This is a genomic window from Actinomadura harenae (genome assembly GCF_003696215.1).
In the GTDB taxonomy this organism is placed as follows: Bacteria; Actinomycetota; Actinomycetes; order Streptosporangiales; family Streptosporangiaceae; genus Spirillospora; species Spirillospora harenae.
In genome coordinates this window covers 1-17,387 of record NZ_RFFG01000035.1, presented here as the reverse complement: position 1 = coordinate 17,387, position 17,387 = coordinate 1, and the positions used below count along the sequence as shown (strand labels likewise).

Genomic DNA, 17,387 nt, shown 5'->3' with positions numbered 1-17,387 from the left:
TCCAAGTCTAGGCAGGGGACTTCCTTCTCCTCGGCCACCAGAAGGCATCGCTGGACGAGAGCATGAATCGCCTTTTCTAAATCAACCTTGATGACCCTGGTCCGGCAATACCAAGTAAGCACAAGCTTCTCGTTTCGAGGCGCCCGCAGCCACGCCGAGAACGCATCACGCTCAGCCCTCTGAAGCGAAGAGCTCCGACCCCCGCCAGCCGGTGTCTCGAATTCGCCGCAGGAGCTCAATGCTCACGCCCAGGCTCCACACCGATTTCACTCAGACATTTATGGAGAAGCTGAACGGTTCGATTCGCGGCATCCCCTCGCCCGAGTGAGGCTTGATCTTGACGACGCACCAACAGACCTCCTCGGCGCCGGTTCTGGTGCCGGGGGCCAGGGTCCGCGTCTTCTCCAGCGTGACGCGGTTGAGAAGAGACGCGGTGATGCCGCCCACAGCGGCCTTCCTCCCACGTCTGGCCGAAACATGCTGATGCAGGCCGCGTGCTCGCTACGGCCGTCTCTGGATCAATGCCTGTGCCTCGGCGACGCGCACGGGGAAGCTGGACGATCTGGTCAGCGACGGCAACATGCCTCCGGCTCCGCCCGATCCCACCCAGGTCGCCGTCCACACGACCTCGGCCGTCACGCGATATGCCGAGTCGGGCAGACCCGCCGACGAACGCCGGTAGGTGAATGTGCAGTTGTGGTCCTGGCCAGCGGGCGCCCGTTTGAAGTCGTACGGCGTGCCCGGCCCTTCACACGACAGTACATCTCCGGTCCCGGGTCTGACGACCAGCCGCGAAGGCACGGCGGTGACCTCCGCCCACACGCCCCCTGCCTCGGCACGCCGCGTGTGAGGACGCCAACCGGTCCGGCCCGCCCAGAAGAACTCCGGCAACCCCACCAACCCATCACGCCCACGCGGCGGAGCCGTCCGAACCACCGGCACTGGCAACACCAGGTCCGCCGCCGCCCGCTGCGCCAGCTCCTCCGGAGACTGGCCATCACCGCCTTCTTTCCGCGGGAGCCGTTCGCACTTGATCGACGAAGCTGTCCCCTTGGTCAGCAGACACGAACCGAGCACCACCTCGGTCGGCGCTCCGTCGGCTGTGTTCGGTGTGACGCTTGCGCCGCACACGTCGAAGGACGTTCTCGTCCCCGGCGCCGTAACGCACGAGGGTTTGCTCTTCGAAGCAGGCGAAGCACTCGAACCACCCTTCTTGTGCGCCGGTCTCCCTGGCGCCTTAGCGAAGGCGGTATAGCCGTATGGCTGAGTGACCACGCCTCGATCGGGCTTCACGTCGCCTGGCATCGTGTGACGGGCGGGATGGCTCGCTGCTTGCGGCAGCAAGGCGACGGCCGAGGTCAGGACCGCGATGCAGTACACGTGTTCCCCTGGATGGCCACCTGCTTGAGGCGCCAGCGGCGGTCGCCGTCCTGTTGCATGTCCGCAGCAAGGCGCACGTGAGGACTTCCCCTCGTACCCTTGATCAACTGGTGGGTCCGAGCGTTCGCGATCCCTGCCGTGGAGGCGTCCTGACACTCGACAAGCCGCGCCGTGCTCCCACTCACCTGGACGGACGTCACGTGTACGGTCACGTGCCCCCAAGGCTCGAACCCCTTGCGCTGCCAGTCGGAGGCACCGTCCAATGTCTTGTTCACGTGATCGGGCTCGGCGAAGGCCGACAGCTCGGCACGTCCTTGTTCACGGGGCAGCTTGGCCGCTCGAACGTTGGCAGACCAGTAGGCCGTGTACGCGTCCGTCACAGCCTTCTCCGCGGGAATGGACGTCGACACCGCTGGAGGACGCCCCGCGATGGGGCTGCCCGAGTCTCGATGTTCCGAACACGCCGCGCACGTCAACACGCTCCCCACAGCGCAAACCAACCCGAGAACGACCAGCCGACGAGAACCCACCAGCAACCCCCATGGCAACACTACGTAGTCGCCTGACAACGACGAGGAGCCTAGAGGTCTGCTCACACCCCCACAAGCCCAGGCCAGCCCCTCACCGGCGTCCTTGACTCGATCGTGATGCCACCACTTGGACACGATCCCCATGTCCAGACATGAGCCCCGCAGCGCTCCAGCCACCTGGAAGGCCACGGAACACCGAGGTCGCATACGGACGCGTGCGTCTCCCCCCGCCGCCAGGTGCATCGGCGAACGACGAAGGCCCCGCCCGTTGCGCCCGATATCGACGGAAAGGGCGGGGCCTTCGAACCGGCTCCCGTATCCTGAGCGCGGGGACCAGCCTGATATCTGCAGGCTGGTCCCCTCTACGAAGCAGCCGCCGAGACCTCCAGGCCGAACGGGTCGCCCATGGGCTTGTCGAGGTCGAGCTCGGCCCAGACCTTGTGTCCGAGCCTGGGGCTGCCCTCGATGCCCATCCGGTGGGCGAGCTGGGACACCACATACAGGCCCCGGCCGCTGGTGGCCAGCAGATCCACCGGCTGCTTCACGGTCGGGATGCCCCGGCCACCGTTGTCGACCACCGCGATGTAGGCCGGGTCGTCATACACCAGCTCCAGCCCGAACCAGCCACCGTCCTCGCACGTGCGCGTGTGCCGGATGGTGTTGGCGGTCAGCTCCGACACCACGAACTGCACCACGTCCACGCACGCCGCCCCGGCGAACAAGGTCGCGGCGAAGTCACGTGCCGATGCCGTCTGATCCGGACGGCCGGAGAACGTGCGCCTCCAGCGCATCTCATCCGGCCCCCACAACCAGTCACCCGCTGATCCCAGCGGCCCCTTCTTGAATCCCATCCTGTGTTCCTCTCTGATTCTCGCCCGCCGACCGATCACCGGTCCCGGATGTTCCACGAGCGAACCGACCAACATGGACCAACACCTCCGTCATCAAGGTCAAGCCGCACCAATGGCGTGCACTCCCTCGGCCACCTGCACAGGTGCCGAGCTGGGCTAATAGGCGTCGCTTCGGGGTCGGAGCCTCCCTGGAATTAACTGACGAATGGCCCTGGAGCTACTTGCGACGAGTCTCCAGCCGGTGCCGTTTTCTCCCTGTTCGGGCGAAGGTGCTGAGGCGGATGCGGGCCAGGCCGGTGATCATGCCGGGTGCCATGTAGGCGAGCAGGAACGCTGTGGCCCAGGGGAGTTCGCCGCCTTGGCCGTTCCAACGGACGGGGTAGGCCCTGATCCGGTAGTCGGCCTGCTGGAGGCGGTGAAGCAGTTCGACGTCGAAGGCCCAGCTCCTCCAGGCCGCGGTCTGGAGGAGGTGGCGGGCGGCGTCGGCGGTCATGACCTTGAGCGGAGCCTGGGTGTCGCGGACCGGGAGGCGCGGGAACAGCAGGTGGGTCAGCCAGATGAAGCCCCGGGTCTTGAGTTTGCGGATGCGGCTCCAGTCGTGCTGGTCGCGTTCGGCGGCAACGCAGTCGGCGACGCCGTCGGCCACGAGCTGGACGGCGCGATGCAGGCATCCGGCTGTGGCCTCCAGGCCGTAGTCGGCGTCCACGTAGGCGACGACACGCCCGCGTGCGGAGTCGAAGCCTGCCTGGACGGCGGCGGCTTTGGCGCCGAGCGCGTCAACGACCTGAACACGGGCGTCGGTGCAGAGGCGGTAGTGGCTGGCGTGACGGGCCGCGTCTCCGGGGCTTTGGGTGTCGGTGACGACGAGGATCTCCAGGTCGGGCCACGCGTCGCGGACGACATCGAGCGTGGTGCGGATGTCGGAGCAGCTGTTGCGGGTGGGGATGATCACCGACAGCTCGGGGTCGGTGGGGTCATCGGGGTGTGCGGGCATGGGGCTTGGGCTCCAGGTAGTTGGCCCACGGCTGCAGCAGCGCCGCACGGCGGGCGAGGCCGGTGGTTTCGAGGCTGACGGCGACCAGTTCCAGGTTGGCCAAGTCGCGCAGCCACGCGTCCGGGTTGTGGGTGGTGTTGGTGATGGCCTGCTCTGCGGCGGGCTGGACCGTGCGGGCGACTTCGCTGATCGTCTGGGTCTCGGGTTGGTCGCGTAGGTGGGCGAGCGGCGGGTGGTGGGTCCACATGGGGGTGCCGTGCCCGATGCGATGACAGGTCCGGTCGGCGTGGGGGCCGGGCTGAAAAAGGTAGGCATGGGTGGCGGCGCCCCCGGTGACGAACGTCAGCCGAGGCTGCTCGCCGGTACGGGCCGGTGGGAGGTGCTGGATGCCTCGTCCAGAACGGACCACGGTCTCGCCGTCGCCGGCGGTTGGGCCGAGGTCGGCTCTCAAGGTTTGGTGATGCCAGCCGTGTCCGGTGTGGCGCAGGAGCCTGGCCGTCCCAGCGCGGAGAGGGTCGTGGGCGTTGAGGATGTCCAGGATGGTGTCGGCGACCAGACGGCGGTTGGCGTGCCCGTAGAGGACCGCACTGGTAGCGGCGTTGAGCCAGTCTTGTGCCAGCGGATCGTCCAGGGACAGGCCGAAAGCGTGCTGGGCGACCAGGTCGGGCGGGACCAGGCCGGTGTCCATGCAGCGTTCGGCCATGGGGGCGTGGAGTGCCTCGTAGGCCCATGCCTGGAGGACGGGGGCACCGGTGTGCACGACGAGGACGAGTTCGCCGTCGTGAAGTCCCGTCTCCTCAGCCGTGCTGGGGTGGGCGGTGTAGGCGGACACGAAGTGCCCGGTGACCGATCCGATGTGATCGTTCAGAGCACGGCGGACCTCGCGCGGGAGCAGGCTCGGGTCTCCGGCCGCACGGGGCTGTTCGCTGGGGTTCGGGTCAAGGTAGTGGCGCGGGGCGGCGAGGGCGGTTTCGCCTTCGGTGAGGATGTGGTCGATGTCCACGGCCGGAACGCGGCGGGTGGGTGAGGTGACGCCGATCGCGGACACGACTCGGGCCCAGGCTTGGCGGGCCTTCTGGCGCGGCCAACGGTTGGGCAGGATGCCGGTGGCGATCACCAGGAAACCGCAGGCGATGTCGGGGACGGCAGCGGGGAGGACCAGCGGATTCGACCCGCGAGTCTCGATCACCACCCCGCTGGGCAGTCCGTAGCTTTTGGCGGTCACGTCGGGGAAGACCTCAACGGCGCTGACCGTGGGCAGTTCGGCGACAGCAGCCAGCAGCGGCGCCAGAGGAGACCGCGTGAACCTCCCGGTCAGGTACGGATCACAGTGCATTCGCACACGGCCGAGGCCGTCAGGGCGAAGCGATTGGGAAGCCATCGGGGCCTGCCTTCCTGATCAAGGGTTGCCGAAGGTGGGGAACGTGACGTAGGGCCCGCCTGACGGGCCCGCCCACAAGGCGGGGAGCGGGGTGGGTGGTGTGATGAGCCAGGCCAGCCAGGCACCGTTGGGCAGTGGCGTCCACGTGGCCCCGGCCAGCGCGGACCGCTCGGCGTCCCCCTCAAGGGCTTCTCTCCATGGCCCGCGGTCGTCCTGCTTGGGGATCAGGCGATGTTCAGCGGGGACCAGGAGCGCGGCGACTCCGCCCGCGATCAGAGCTTCCGGGTCGTAGTTCCAATCCACACCCGGGAGGGGCAACGTGAGCACGAAGCGGGGTTTGGCGTCCATGGCCATTCGCGGGCGACGGGCAATCACCCGCAAGCCTGTGGGCTGATCGCCCCTAGCCTGGGTGACCGGACTACCCGGCGCGGGCGGCCGTTCAGAAACGGAGACTGCCGAGGTGTCGCCGAGCAGGGGACTGTTCCCAAGTCGGGTGAGCGTTCCGGCGTCGCCGTCGAGGGTGACCTGCTGCCCGTCCCAGTCCGATGTCAGAGCCTCGCCCGCATCGGTGATGCAGGGTTTGCCGAGTTCGCGAGCGACGATCGCGGTGTGGCAGAGCAACCCGGCCTCGGAGCAGGCGATCCCCACCGCTTCCAGTAGCGCGGGAACGAGTTCCGGGCGAGCAGGACCGCAGATCAGCACCCCAGCCTCGCGCGGGGGTCCGCCCCGTACGCCGAGGTCGCCGACTACCTGGGCCGGGCCCGTGACCTGGCCTGGTGAGGCCGCTTGCCCCTGCACCACGAGCGTGCGCCCCTCGCCCATCTCTGTTCCATGGCCGAGTCGCAGCTCCCCAGGAGGGCGGGCGGGGACGATGGTGCGGGTATCCGGGCGTGCCTGCAAGAGCCACGTCCGCCCGTCCCCATCGCAGGCCCACTCGATATCCAGGGCCGCCTCGTCCAGGACGGTGGCGACAGTGGTGGCGAGCCTGAGCAGGTCCGCTCGCTGCACGACCGAGACCGCAGGTTGATGGATCAGGGGGCGCGGCGGGCGAACACCAATCAGTCGGTCCAGGTGACAGACCACCTTGGCTTGTCCCCCGCCTGGCCAGGCCACCCACTCGCCCGGGAGCACCTCCCGCTCCTGGGCGGTCGGTGGCAGCAGCGCCACATACTTGTCAGCGACCTGCACCGCGCCGGTTGCCATCTCAGCCGCCGACGCCAGGAAAACATCCGGACGACACTCCCCAGAGACCAGCAGGGCAGGCAGGCCAAGCACCGCCTCGATCCGCGCGCCTTGGTCATCCCAGCGGGTGAACAGCACCCCGGAGGACGCCGGACGTACCGCCGCTTGGACCAGTACCGCCATCGTCGAGGGCGGCGAAACACCCAGCTTCTCCGCGTACGCGCGGGCCCCCTGGCCAGCCAGGGAGGCATGAACGGCAGTCACGGCCCCGGCGACCTGGGCGGTGTCGGCGCTGGTGAACAGCGAGGTGAACTGCCCAGCGAAACTCGCCGTCCGGCCGTCCTCCTCGACCGCCGAGGACCGCACCACCAGCCCGAACGGAGCGTTTTGGACGGCCCAGTCAGCCAGCCTCCGACACAGCGCACGCCCGTTACCGGTGACGATGAGGCCGACCTCTTCAGGCTCCAGAATGAACCCGTCCGGAACCGGTAGCCCTGCTCGAGCCAAACGCCCCAGCACCATTGCCTTCCCGCCTGCCTCACAGCGGCCGGCGGCCTCCACCAAGGTCAGCACCCTCGCCCCCGCTCAGCGCCCCGGCCAGAAGCCAGGGCCGCGAAATCGTCCAGAGTCAGCGTCTGGGCATCCACGTGATGGCGGGCAGCCGTTTCGCGCAGCACCCGCAGCACCCACCCCTGAAGCCGCCGCCGCTCTTCCTCCTCGTCGGCAGCCAGGGGAAACAGCACGCCGATCGCCTGCGTCCGATCCCACGCCGACGCGTCACCGGACGAGGCCAGCAACGCCGCCGCATACAAGTCCACCCGCTGCTGTACCGCCCGATCACGACCCCGGCGAATGCGGTCGTCCTGCTCGGCAAGGCCCTCGCTCCCGCCCACTCGTTTGCGCAACGTGTCGACGCTGACGGCCACTGCGGCCGGGTCCTCCCACGCTGCCGGAGCAAGGCCCGGTGCCTGCAGATGCCCCACCGCGCGGGCGAAGCCGGTGAAGTTCCCGGTGTCAGCGGTGGTGATGAGACGCTGGTGCAGGTCGAGCAGATGCGCGGGCACGATGGGGACCATCTGTGCGAGCGCGCATCGGCGTGCCGCCTGCTCGTCCCCGAACAGCACGGTCAGGTGCTCGACCGCCTCACGATCGGGCAGCAACCAGTTCAGGGTGTGCAGAGCCATCAGCCGGTCCAACAGAGCGGGCAACTGCGCCAGCTCAACAGGCGGCGTCCCATCGGCCAGGCGCCGTTCCAACTGCTCCAACACAGAACAGACCTGGGCACAGGCGTCCCGGAACACCGTCGCGGCGTGCATCGCGCCCTGAAGGGTGAGCAGGCGCTCGCGGACGCGTTCGCAGAAGGTCTCATAGACCTCGACGTCGATGTCGACAACACCGGGCCGCCGGGTCCGTCCCAACGGTCGGGGGTCGTCCAGCAGCACACACGGTGCAGCCCGCAAACCCCGGCCGTACAGATCCCGCTCGACCAGTGCGCCATGGTCGAGTTCCATCTCGTAATCGGCGGTCACGACACCGCGCCAGCGCAGTTCCACCAGCAACTCCAGGCAGACCAAGCCCCAGAAAGCAGGGCGAGACGAAGTGGGGAGTTCAGGCCGCCCCCGTGGGAGTGAGGGGCGGCCTGAACCGCATGGGTGCCGCAGCCGTCCGTTTCAGGAACAGCGCGGCCTTCGTGGGTCCGCGGCGGCTACGAGGCCGAGCTCGTGCGGGCCTGCGGGGCGGTCACCGGGGCCGAGGTGGGGGCGGGGCGCGTCTGCTTCGCGCCGACCAACCGGGCCAGCCACTTGGCCATCTTGTTGTCCTCGACGATGCCGTTACCCATGGCGATTTTCCCTTTCGTCTGCGCTACGCGGGTTCGCCGTCCCGTCCTGTGTGTTCGCCAGGGCCGGGCAGCTCACGCCAGCGAGCAGATCACCAGCCCATACGGGCGACCTCCTCGCTGGCCTCTTTCACGTCCTTGACGGTGTCGACGCCGCGCCAGTAGCCGTCGATCTTGAACCCGGCAAGGCGCCCGTCAACCGCCAGACGGGGGAAGGTGGTGTCCTCGTGGTCACCGCGTTCCGGCAGCAGCTCCACGATCTCCGGCTCGAACACGTACCCACCGCCGTTGATCCAGTACGGCAGGGCGGGACTCTGCACGAACCCCCGGATCCGGTCGGCATCATCCAGGTGAGCGATGCCCCACGAGGTCGTGTACTGCGCGAGCGCGATCGTCGCGGTCGCCTCCGCCTCATGGTGCCGGTCGATGAAGTCCGCCAACGAGAACCGCGTGAGCACGTCCCCGTTGAACGCCAGCCACCGTTCCCCCTCGAACGGAAGGCGGCCCGCGGCAAACCGAAGACCACCGCCGCGCCCCAGCGCCTCGGGCTCCACCGCAAGCTCGATCTCCAACGGCCACGATCCCTCGCGCACGTGCTTGTCCAGCACCTCCGCGAGATACCCGCAGGAGATCACCACTCTCTCGATCCCGGACGCGGCAAGCCACTCCAGCTGCCAGTCCAAGATCGCCTTCCCCGCGATCGGGATGAGCGCCTTGGGCGAGTCCTCCGTCAAGGGACGCATCCGCGTCCCCTGCCCACCAGCAAGAACGATCGCCTGCCGGACCTGCGACTTTGCTCCGTGAATCATGGTCGAACACTAGACCGCCGCCCTGCACGGGGAAGGCCGACAAGAGCATGTCGGTCTCGCTGCCGAGCTTCATCAGAACCTTCTCTCCTTCCCTTTGCGGCGTTGGGGTGGTGGCCGTGGCCCGAACGTGCGAGGTCAGCGTCCGGGCCACGGCGGTCTGCGAGGAGCGGCCTCGAGTCGATGACAGTTCCGCCCCCGGAAGTCAGGCGCCGTCCTCCGCGCGCAGCGCCGCGATGTTGCTGGCGGCATAGCCACTGATCAGCGCGATCGTGCTGCTCAAGAGACCGTGCTCACGCATGGCCTCCTCGTAGGCGGCCCGGGCGACCTCAAACGCCTGATCCACGGCCTGGCCGGGCGCAAGCGCGGAAGAATCGATCTGGGTTTCGTTCATCAGCGCGGTCCGTTCTTGCTCCGGGCCAGCTCGGACCGGATAGCGGCTGCGGCTCTCTCGGGCATCGCCACAGGCGCGATCAGCGCGCCCCATCGCTCCCACTGGAAGACAGCAACGGCCTGCTCATCAAGAGACGGGGTGACAGTGACCCACCGCTGAAGACCGTCACCGACGAGCAGACGCGGACAGCCTCCGCTGAGGCAATCCAGGCGGGCATACAGCGTCGGATCCAGACGGTGCAACGCCACTCTCAGCACGTCCAGATCTGTCGTGGCGGCTTCAGGAGCGCAAAGGGTGGCTTCTCTCTGCGTTCCCGCCCCCGCCTCGGCGGCACGGTCGAAAGACACTCTGTGACGGGGCTCGTGTCGGAACCTCACTGTGTCCTCCAGGTCGCGGCTTCGTGGCTGCCCCAAGACTTCACTTGATCACGCAGCGCGACCAGGTCGGCACTGCATCGGAAACAGCCGCCGGTGATGCAGCGATGAATAGCTGGGGTGCCGCCGACCGGGAAGGCCACATCATGAGCACGACGAAGCGAACGTGTGCCCGCTGTGGAACACCGCTGAGCCGCTACACCCAGGGAGAGATCTGTGGCCCCTGCGTCACCGCCGCACGCCTGGCCCCCAAGCCACCCGGAATCCAGCTCCCACTGGAGTTCTGGTTCTCTGACCCCATCAGCAGAGCCTTGGCCCGATGGGACTGGTCAACCCTTCTGGTCGCCGTCCACAACCACGCTGGAGCCACCCAGAGCGCCATCGCCTCGCAAACCGGAATGTCCCAAGGCTCGATCTCGAGGCTCATGGCCGGGCGCAGCGGCGGGCAGACGATCGAGACCGCACTCAAGATCGTGGACGGGCTTGGAGCCCCTCGAACCCTCGCCGGCCTCACCCCGAAAGGACTCAGCCACCTCTCCGAGGACCGCGATGATCAGGAAACTCGAGGAACGGGTACGGCAAACAACGTGAACCGCCGCGAATTCTCCACCAAGCTGGTGCTCGCTGGCCTCACGATCCCGCTGATCGGCCGGTCAGCGAGTGCCACGGGGGCCGACGTCGACATCGTGACCGGCCTCGACCGTCCCGCCGACGCCGTTGCCGACCTGTACGCCCTGGACGCCAAGCACGGCGGAGCCGCACTCGTCGAACTGGCCGAAGCTCGATTGTCGAGCCTCCTCGCACAGCTCAAGCAGATCACCCTCAAGCCGTCCGATGAACCCTTCGTGTACTCGGTGGTCGGCCAGGTCAACACCGCCGCCGCCTGGTTCGCCTACGAACGCGGCGACCTCGACCGCGCGGAGAACCTCCTCAAGGACGGCTTGTACGCGGCACACTGCGCGAGCGATGTTGGGCTGCGACTTCAGGTACTCAACATCCTCGCCATGGTCAGCAGGTCCCTGAACCATCCCGCCAAGGCTGTCGCCGCCGCCCAAGGGGCCATCGACGCAGGCTCACGAGCTGACCCTCAGCTGAGGGCGCTGTTGTCCATGCGTCTCTCACTCGGCCACGCGCGCCTCCGAGACGCACACGCCTACGAGCGGTTCAAAGGCGAAGCCTGGGATCTCCTCGGCATGTCCACTGGCCAGACCGATCCCAGCGAATGGTTCCGCTTCTTCGGCGAGGAGGAGATGCACGGCCTCGAAGCGATCGGCCAAACGTTCCTCGGCCGTCACGCCGAAGCTGCCGACCTGCTGGAGGACGCCACCGCCTCCATGCCGCCACGCAACCGCGCCTACTACCGCCTCACCCACGCCGAGGCTCTCGCCCGGTCGGGCAACGGCAAGCACGCCATCGACGTCTTCCACGAAAACCTGCCGCTGCTGACCGAGATGACCAGCGCCCGCATCACCGACAAGGTCCGTGACTTCGCAGGAACCCTGCACGCCGTCCCCGGCGATGACGCCTTCCAGACCCGGCGCATCGCGCTCAGCCTGATCGGAGAATCCCCCCATGCCTAACGGCGCCGACTACACCTTCACCAAGCACGACGGCCCCGCCACACTCGCCATGCTCGACGAGATCGCCGCCGTCTACGTCCCCGCCTACGCCGAGCCGCCCTACAAGCCACATCCCATGTTCAGCTTCCAAGGCTTCACCGAACGCACCACCCGCCAGGCCAAGAACGACGGCTTCTCCCTCGTCACCGCCCGCAGCCACGACGGCGACCTCGCGGGCTTCAGCTTCGGCTTCCCCTTCGAAGCAGGCCGATGGTGGCGCGACGCCTCCGGCTCCACGCCGCCAGCCGAGGTCGTCCAGGCACCCAAGTTCGCCGTCATCGAACTCGTCGTCGCCACCCCTCACCGCGGCCAGGGCCTCGCCCACCGCCTCATCAACGCCCTGCTGGAAGACCGCCCAGAGCCCCACGCCACCCTGCTCGCAAACACCGACGCCCCCGCCCGCAAGATGTACGAACGCTGGGGCTGGAACAAGGTCGCCGACGTCCAGTCTTACCCCGGCGCCGAAATAGACGAGGCGCTGGCTCTCAGGCTGAGGGGGTGAAGGGACAGCGCTCGTCTCCCAGATCGCGTTCTACGCTTCCGACTAATCGGAGCGCTAACCATCCACTCGTGGTACTTGCCTCCAACGCAGTCCCCGGGTCATGGCCGCCCGTCGGCTGATCGGTTGACTCGGCATCGTCGCGACGTTCGACCTGATCCTGCGAACCCTTACCGAGGACTCCGAGCAGGTGGGTGGCCTGATCACCGTTCCTGGCCGCGCTGGCGCGCATCATCACAGGGGTCAGGATCTTGGCCCACGCGCTGCGCTTGACCGCCGTGGTCTCCTCCCAGCGGCTCAACACACACCACTGGCCGAGCCAGGACGCGGCGCAGCGCAGCGGCCCGTAGGGCGACCGAACGATCCGTGACGGGCTGAGCCCGCATTTGCGCGACCAGCCGAGCGACGCCCCGCTGAACCTCCGGTGTGGACACGAGAGTGGCCTTTCATTTTTTCACATCTGGTACTGGCACGTCGAAAGGTACGCGACATCGACGGGTCGCCGGTGATTCCTGCTCTCAGCTTCCTCGCGGACCGAGCACCATCGCCCCGGCAATACTTCCTGTGACACGTTCGGCACTTTAGGCACTCACAAATTGATCTTGTTGCCCTTCGGTGTTCCCGCCGTCTTTGACTGGGTTCGCCGGGGGGCTTCGAATCGGCGACGTCGGATGAGCCTGGTCGAGATGGGCGTGATGATGGCGCTCAACCGCGTCGAGTTGTCCGGCGAGATCAGCAACGTCGGCCCCGCGTGGATGTTCGGCGAGGCCGCCCATGTGGTCTACGGTCTGGGCACCGAGGAGGCCGAGCTGATCGACGAGCTGTATCACGGCTCGTGGTTCAACGAGCCGCGCAGGGTCGAGCAGGTCAAGGCCCATGTCGCCCTGGGCGGGCGGCTGATCCACGGCTGCCAGTCCGGTACGGAGGTCAACATGGCCGGTGGATGCGTCGCGCCGTTCGGCGTCGACATCGCCGCGTTCCGGCGCGAGCTGAACGCCTTCCGGGACGCATGGGTCGAGCAGGTGCGCGCCTGTGGCCGGTGACCACGACCAGGGGCGGACGGAGCTGTCCGTCCGCCCCGCCGTCCTGGACGCACTCGCCGGCCAGATCGGTGCCAGCATCGAGCGGCGCGAGGAGATCCGCGTCTGGTCGATGTCGGCAGTGGAACGGCTGACCTTGTCCGACGGATCGACGCTCATCCTGAAGTACGCCAACGAGGTCTTCGCCGACGAGCCCGACGTCCTCAGGCACGCCGCCGCGCACGGCGTGCCCGTCCCCAAGCTGCTCACCAGCACGCGGCAGCCGGACGGCTCCGTCGTCATGATCACGGAAGATCTCGGGGACCCGGTCCGCGAGCCCACCCTTGCCGACGCGGCGACCGCCGCGGTGTCCGTCCATACCTGCCCTCCGCTGGACGGACTGCCGGTATTGGACGAGCACGCCCTCGTCACGCTGCCACTCCGCGCTTTGGAGTGGCTGGACGCACTTCAGCGCGCAGGCCGCTGGACCACTGACACGTTCAGCCTCCGGCGGAAACTCGAGGCCCTCGACGGTGCCGCACATCGGCGCGCGAAAGGCGTGACCATCCCGCCGTACGGGATGTGCCACAGCGAGTTCCACCCCACCTCCCTGATCGTCCAGCCCGACGGGGTACCACGGGTACTCGACATGGCCCGCGCCTACACCGGCAACGGCCTGCTGGACCTGGTCTCCTGGCAGGGAACCCCCGAGCCGCTCGACCTCAACGCGGTCAAGGACCTCATGGACGCCTACGTGGCGGCCGGGGGCCCCGAGGAAGCCCTGCTCGACCGGGGCGGGCTGCCAGCCCACGTTTGGGCATCCGGCTGGGACAAGCTCTGGATCGTCGAGTGGCTCATGGAAAGCAACTGTCGGTGGGGCGACCCGGGCGACCCCGAGCGCGATCACGCCGTACAGAAGGCCATCAGCCGACACCTCAAGGAGGCCGTGGAATGCCTCACGAACTAGGCCAAGTCCACCCCACCGTCCCACTCGTCCACGAGGGCGAGACGATCGATGTCGATGAAGACCTGGTGCCGCTGATCCAGCGCCTCTGGGAACTGGGGTTCACAACCGAAGGCTGCTGCCAGGACTTCGGAGAGTCGATCGAACACAACGGACACCGCTCGAACACCTCCCCCGCCGACCGCCAGCACCACGCCGACTTCCACCGCGGCAAGGTCTGGCTCAAACTCCCCGAGGACGACGCGGTACGACTGATCGCGATCCTGGGAACCAGCCCAGAGTTCGCCGAGCGAGTAAGGCGGTGGACCCACCCCGACGCATGGCAGAACGTCATCCACATCTTCCCGACCAACGATGGTCACGCACGACGAGCACCCTCGGCACAGCTCACGTTCCCACGCGAGCAACTCGGCGCCCTCCTCAAGGTCCTGCAAGACCGCCGCTGACGCCATCACCGATCCTCCCCTAACCATGCAGGAGTGGCGCCGCCCCTGGAGGCTGTCCTGCTGATCACCATTCGATGGCTAGGCTTGCAGCGCGTTCCCCTGCTCCACCAGACACGGAACAATCTTTTCCCAGTCCTCGGCCGTTTTGGCCTTTTTGAGGGCCCCCTTCTTCCCGTTCGGAGCGCATTTTTCTTCCAGGAAATTTATGGCGACCCTGTAGAGCGTTTTTGGAACTCCGCAGTTTGCGAGCTTGTTCTTTGCGTTATTTTCATTGAACGCTCCGTCCGGGTTCACCATGCTGCCCCATCTCTGGAGTGCCGTCTGCGCAGCAGCCTCCTGTCCATTGAGTTGCTCGTAAGTAGCCTTGAGTTGGGTGAAGCATCTATGGAGCTTGTCCAGATCAAGGCCGGGGTCTTGCGGGTTGGCGTTTGCGGGAGCGGCGATGCTGGCGGTGAGCAGGGCAATGGTCAGCCCGCTGGCGAGACCACCGGCGCGTGCGGAGATGTTCATGGCGTACTCCTCTTGTCCTGACGACCACGAAGCGGATACTTACCGTGACCATCAGATGCGGAGTGTAGTTGGCTGATGGTCAAGGCTTGGTGCCGAACAGCTCCCGGTCCATGTCAGCGACGGAGTACGCGTCGTGGTCGCTGGGGTCATACCCCGCCGCGCCAAAGCCGACCTCACGGGCGGAAGGGATCGGCGGCTCATCGATGAGATAGGGCTTGGCCTCGGCCACCGCCGTGAGCGCGGCGCGCAGGGCTTGCCGTCGATGTCACCGTCCGGGCCGACCTCGATGTCGTCCAGGCCGACCAGGCGAATCACGTCGCCGGGGTCGCGGAATCGCAGTTCCGCGGCGAGCCGGCCGACCTCGGCGGACAGAAGCCGCTTGTGGAAGCGGGCGGTGGTCTCGCGCACCGCCTCGGCACAGGCGGTGTTGAGCGCCTTCTCCGCGTCGCTCTGCGTGGCCTGCTCCGGCTCGGCAGGGCGCATCTCGGTCTCGCGGAGCTTGGTCCGCCACGAGGCGTTTTCCTTGCGAAGCTCGGCGACCTCGGCCGCCCGATCGCCGTCGTGACCGTTGGTGCGGTCGTCGGTGTCGGCTGGCTGGTGATCTTGTCGGCGATCTCGGCCGGGGACGGCACAGCAGCCGGGACCGGAGCCAGGGGAACGGGGCGGCGGGCCGACGGGTTGGCAGGTGGTCAGGTCACGCCGCGTGCATCGGGCGCGGTGCCGGTCACGCGTTGAGGATGACGGCGGCGGCGTCTTCGGCGGACTTGTGCGCTAGCTGCGGGAGCAGGCTGGTGTAGGTGTCGGCGGCGATCGTGATCGACGACAACCGCAAGGTCTCCTGGACGACCTTCATGTTGTGCCCTGCTGCGAGAAGAAGCGACGCCGCACCGTACAGCGGATCCTGCAGACGGACAGCCCAGCCCTACCCGAAGGGGCCCACGCGGGCCATGTGCCGGGCTGGATGCTCCACAGCAACCTGGCCTGCCGGACAGGCTCGCTGACGGGAGTACGCGGGGCCGGGCCACGGAGCCTCGGGATCCCGGCGGACGTCCGGGGGCCACGATCGGCCGCGGGGCTGACGGTGCGGCCAGCCGCGTCCCGTTCGCCGAGCTTCTGGCCGACCGTCCACGGGGGTGGTCGCCCGGCCCTGTGGAGCCACGCGGTGATCGGTGGGGATGATGACTCCTTTGCGGATCGGCTGTTTCCCTCCCGGTGCGGGCCGGATTGACTTTGGAGCGAACCAGCGGCCACGATCCCGCGATCGTGCGGCCCGCGCGCCGGTCCGAGGTGTTCTGTGCCGGTACGGCGGCCGGGCGCGGCGTGAACGGAAAGTGGGACATCATGAAGCCGCTGCGCCCCGGCGACCCGTCACGGCTTGGCGGTTTCCGGATCCTCGGGCGGTTGGGCGAGGGCGGCCAGGGGGTGGTCTTCTTCGGCGAGGCCGGCGATGGGAACCCGGTCGCCGTCAAGGTGATGCACCGCGGCGGTGACGAACGGGCACGGGCGAGGTTCGCCCGCGAGGCGGCCACGGCACAGCGCGTCGCGAACTTCTGCACCGCTGCCGTGCTGGCCGCCGACGTCGACGGTGAGCGCCCCTTCATCGTGTGCGAGTACATCGCCGGACCTTCACTCCGGGACCTGGTCCGGCGATGGGGGCCGCGCCACGCCGGTGAGCTGGACCGGCTGGCGCTGGGCACGGCCACCGCCCTGGCGGCCATCCATCATGCCGGCGTCGTGCACCGCGACTTCAAGCCGTCCAACGTGCTGATCGGCCCGGACGGACCCCGGGTGATCGACTTTGGTGTCGCGCGGGTGCTGGGGGCGAGCACGAGCGCCACCAGCCAGGTGATCGGCACTCCCTCGTACATGGCCCCCGAGCAGTTCTTCGGCGTGCGCGCCGGGCCGCCCGCCGACATGTTCGCCTGGGCCACCACGATGGCCTTCGCCGCGAACGGATCACCCTCGTTCGGCGATGACACGCCCCCGGCCGTGATGCAACGGATCCTCAATGAGGATCCCGCGCTCGGCCGGCTGACGGGAAGACTTCGTGCCCTGGCCGCCGCGTGCCTGGCCAAGGATCCGGCCCTGCGGCCCAATGCCGGCCAGGTGATGTGCGACCTGCCCGCCGCCGCCGGTCCCCAGTGCGCGTTCACACCCGGATGAGGGGCTCGCCAAGGATCCCTGTCCTCGCACGTTCCGCTTCGCGGGTTCGACCGGTGCGCTCCGTACGAGAGGGCCGGGTACGCGGCATCGCCGCACACCGGCCGTGCGCCTGCGGAGAGACGTGCGAGTTGTCAACGAAACGCGTTCTGTACGTCATGCGAGCGCTGCTGGATTCCCTGGTGTGCCCGACTCTCGAACCGGCGGTCGGCGGCGCTTCTCAGGTGGTGGGGGGACGGGTCCACAACCGTGGACGTGCGTCGTGTCCGAGGGACCGTTTCACCGTGCGGGAGGACTGGTTCGGTGGTCCGCGGGATGCTCCTATGGATGTCAAGCGGCGAGTTCAAGATCGTTTGATGTGATGAGTTGGTAGAGCTCGCGGGCGATGTAGCGTTTGAGGCAGCGGATGATCTCCTTTTTGGTCATGCCTTGTTGGGTGCG

Annotated in this window: 19 protein-coding genes; 6 read left to right on the top strand and 13 right to left on the bottom strand. The window is 67.8% G+C overall.

The window, feature by feature from the left end; all coding sequences use genetic code 11:
- Positions 1 to 270 precede the first annotated feature (270 nt).
- The 10 genes from EBO15_RS44285 to EBO15_RS20240 all read right to left on the bottom strand — a co-directional run bounded on the left by EBO15_RS44285 (position 271) and on the right by EBO15_RS20240 (position 9,355).
- The gene (locus EBO15_RS44285) at positions 271 to 447 is read right to left on the bottom strand and encodes a hypothetical protein (RefSeq protein WP_158628294.1); all 177 of its coding nucleotides are present in this window, start codon (positions 445 to 447) and stop codon (positions 271 to 273) included.
- Positions 448 to 1,358: 911 nt separating this feature from the next.
- Positions 1,359 to 1,760, bottom strand: a complete 402-nt coding sequence (locus EBO15_RS20275) for a hypothetical protein (protein WP_122195997.1) — start codon at positions 1,758 to 1,760, stop codon at positions 1,359 to 1,361.
- 512 nt (positions 1,761 to 2,272) lie between these two features.
- On the bottom strand, positions 2,273 to 2,761 hold the full coding sequence (locus EBO15_RS20270) for an ATP-binding protein (protein ID WP_158628293.1): 489 nt from the start codon (positions 2,759 to 2,761) through the stop codon (positions 2,273 to 2,275).
- Between the two features lie 217 nt (positions 2,762 to 2,978).
- Positions 2,979 to 3,755, bottom strand: a complete 777-nt coding sequence (locus EBO15_RS20265; protein WP_158628292.1) for a glycosyltransferase — start codon at positions 3,753 to 3,755, stop codon at positions 2,979 to 2,981.
- Positions 3,736 to 5,091 carry an RtcB family protein gene (locus tag EBO15_RS20260; RefSeq protein WP_158628291.1) on the bottom strand — a complete coding sequence of 452 codons (1,356 nt, stop codon included), beginning with the start codon at positions 5,089 to 5,091 and terminating at the stop codon, positions 3,736 to 3,738. The genes EBO15_RS20265 and EBO15_RS20260 overlap by 20 nt, the downstream gene beginning before the upstream one ends.
- A 63-nt stretch (positions 5,092 to 5,154) precedes the next feature.
- The gene (locus EBO15_RS20255; protein ID WP_147481572.1) at positions 5,155 to 6,891 is read right to left on the bottom strand and encodes a PEP/pyruvate-binding domain-containing protein; all 1,737 of its coding nucleotides are present in this window, start codon (positions 6,889 to 6,891) and stop codon (positions 5,155 to 5,157) included.
- The gene (locus tag EBO15_RS20250) at positions 6,885 to 7,871 is read right to left on the bottom strand and encodes a hypothetical protein (RefSeq protein ID WP_147481571.1); all 987 of its coding nucleotides are present in this window, start codon (positions 7,869 to 7,871) and stop codon (positions 6,885 to 6,887) included. Before EBO15_RS20250 ends, EBO15_RS20255 begins: the two co-directional genes overlap by 7 nt.
- Positions 7,872 to 8,023: 152 nt before the next feature.
- Complete coding sequence (locus tag EBO15_RS46835) at positions 8,024 to 8,158, bottom strand: hypothetical protein (protein WP_267898420.1); 135 nt, start codon at positions 8,156 to 8,158, stop codon at positions 8,024 to 8,026.
- 89 nt (positions 8,159 to 8,247) lie between these two features.
- The gene (locus EBO15_RS20245; RefSeq protein WP_122195991.1) at positions 8,248 to 8,964 is read right to left on the bottom strand and encodes a nucleotidyltransferase family protein; all 717 of its coding nucleotides are present in this window, start codon (positions 8,962 to 8,964) and stop codon (positions 8,248 to 8,250) included.
- Positions 8,965 to 9,166: 202 nt separating this feature from the next.
- Positions 9,167 to 9,355: a hypothetical protein gene (locus tag EBO15_RS20240; RefSeq protein ID WP_122195990.1), complete on the bottom strand. Its 189-nt coding sequence runs from the start codon at positions 9,353 to 9,355 to the stop codon at positions 9,167 to 9,169.
- Between the two features lie 421 nt (positions 9,356 to 9,776).
- Between EBO15_RS20240 and EBO15_RS43680 the strand changes: the two genes are divergently transcribed.
- The 5 genes from EBO15_RS43680 to EBO15_RS43675 all read left to right on the top strand — a co-directional run bounded on the left by EBO15_RS43680 (position 9,777) and on the right by EBO15_RS43675 (position 14,276).
- Complete coding sequence (locus tag EBO15_RS43680; RefSeq protein ID WP_147481570.1) at positions 9,777 to 11,309, top strand: helix-turn-helix domain-containing protein; 1,533 nt, start codon at positions 9,777 to 9,779, stop codon at positions 11,307 to 11,309.
- Complete coding sequence (locus EBO15_RS20230) at positions 11,302 to 11,850, top strand: GNAT family N-acetyltransferase (protein ID WP_122195988.1); 549 nt, start codon at positions 11,302 to 11,304, stop codon at positions 11,848 to 11,850. Before EBO15_RS43680 ends, EBO15_RS20230 begins: the two co-directional genes overlap by 8 nt.
- A gap of 668 nt (positions 11,851 to 12,518) precedes the next feature.
- Complete coding sequence (locus EBO15_RS20225; protein ID WP_122195987.1) at positions 12,519 to 12,890, top strand: hypothetical protein; 372 nt, start codon at positions 12,519 to 12,521, stop codon at positions 12,888 to 12,890.
- Positions 12,880 to 13,833 (top strand): aminoglycoside phosphotransferase/kinase family protein, encoded by a 954-nt coding sequence (locus EBO15_RS20220; RefSeq protein WP_122195986.1) that lies wholly within the window; start codon positions 12,880 to 12,882, stop codon positions 13,831 to 13,833. The genes EBO15_RS20225 and EBO15_RS20220 overlap by 11 nt, the downstream gene beginning before the upstream one ends.
- On the top strand, positions 13,818 to 14,276 hold the full coding sequence (locus tag EBO15_RS43675; RefSeq protein ID WP_147481569.1) for a hypothetical protein: 459 nt from the start codon (positions 13,818 to 13,820) through the stop codon (positions 14,274 to 14,276). Before EBO15_RS20220 ends, EBO15_RS43675 begins: the two co-directional genes overlap by 16 nt.
- 78 nt (positions 14,277 to 14,354) lie before the next feature.
- Here the strand turns inward: EBO15_RS43675 and EBO15_RS43670 are convergent, their stop codons facing one another.
- From EBO15_RS43670 to EBO15_RS46830, 3 genes are all read right to left on the bottom strand, one after another.
- On the bottom strand, positions 14,355 to 14,786 hold the full coding sequence (locus EBO15_RS43670; RefSeq protein WP_147481568.1) for a hypothetical protein: 432 nt from the start codon (positions 14,784 to 14,786) through the stop codon (positions 14,355 to 14,357).
- Positions 14,787 to 14,865: 79 nt separating this feature from the next.
- On the bottom strand, positions 14,866 to 15,015 hold the full coding sequence (locus tag EBO15_RS44280) for a hypothetical protein (RefSeq protein WP_158628290.1): 150 nt from the start codon (positions 15,013 to 15,015) through the stop codon (positions 14,866 to 14,868).
- Positions 15,016 to 15,510: 495 nt separating this feature from the next.
- Positions 15,511 to 15,639, bottom strand: a complete 129-nt coding sequence (locus tag EBO15_RS46830; protein WP_267898419.1) for a hypothetical protein — start codon at positions 15,637 to 15,639, stop codon at positions 15,511 to 15,513.
- Between the two features lie 377 nt (positions 15,640 to 16,016).
- On the opposite strand from EBO15_RS46830, the gene EBO15_RS20210 reads away from it, so the two are divergent.
- Positions 16,017 to 16,949, top strand: a complete 933-nt coding sequence (locus EBO15_RS20210) for a serine/threonine-protein kinase (RefSeq protein ID WP_233616313.1) — start codon at positions 16,017 to 16,019, stop codon at positions 16,947 to 16,949.
- Positions 16,950 to 17,387: the final 438 nt, after the last annotated feature.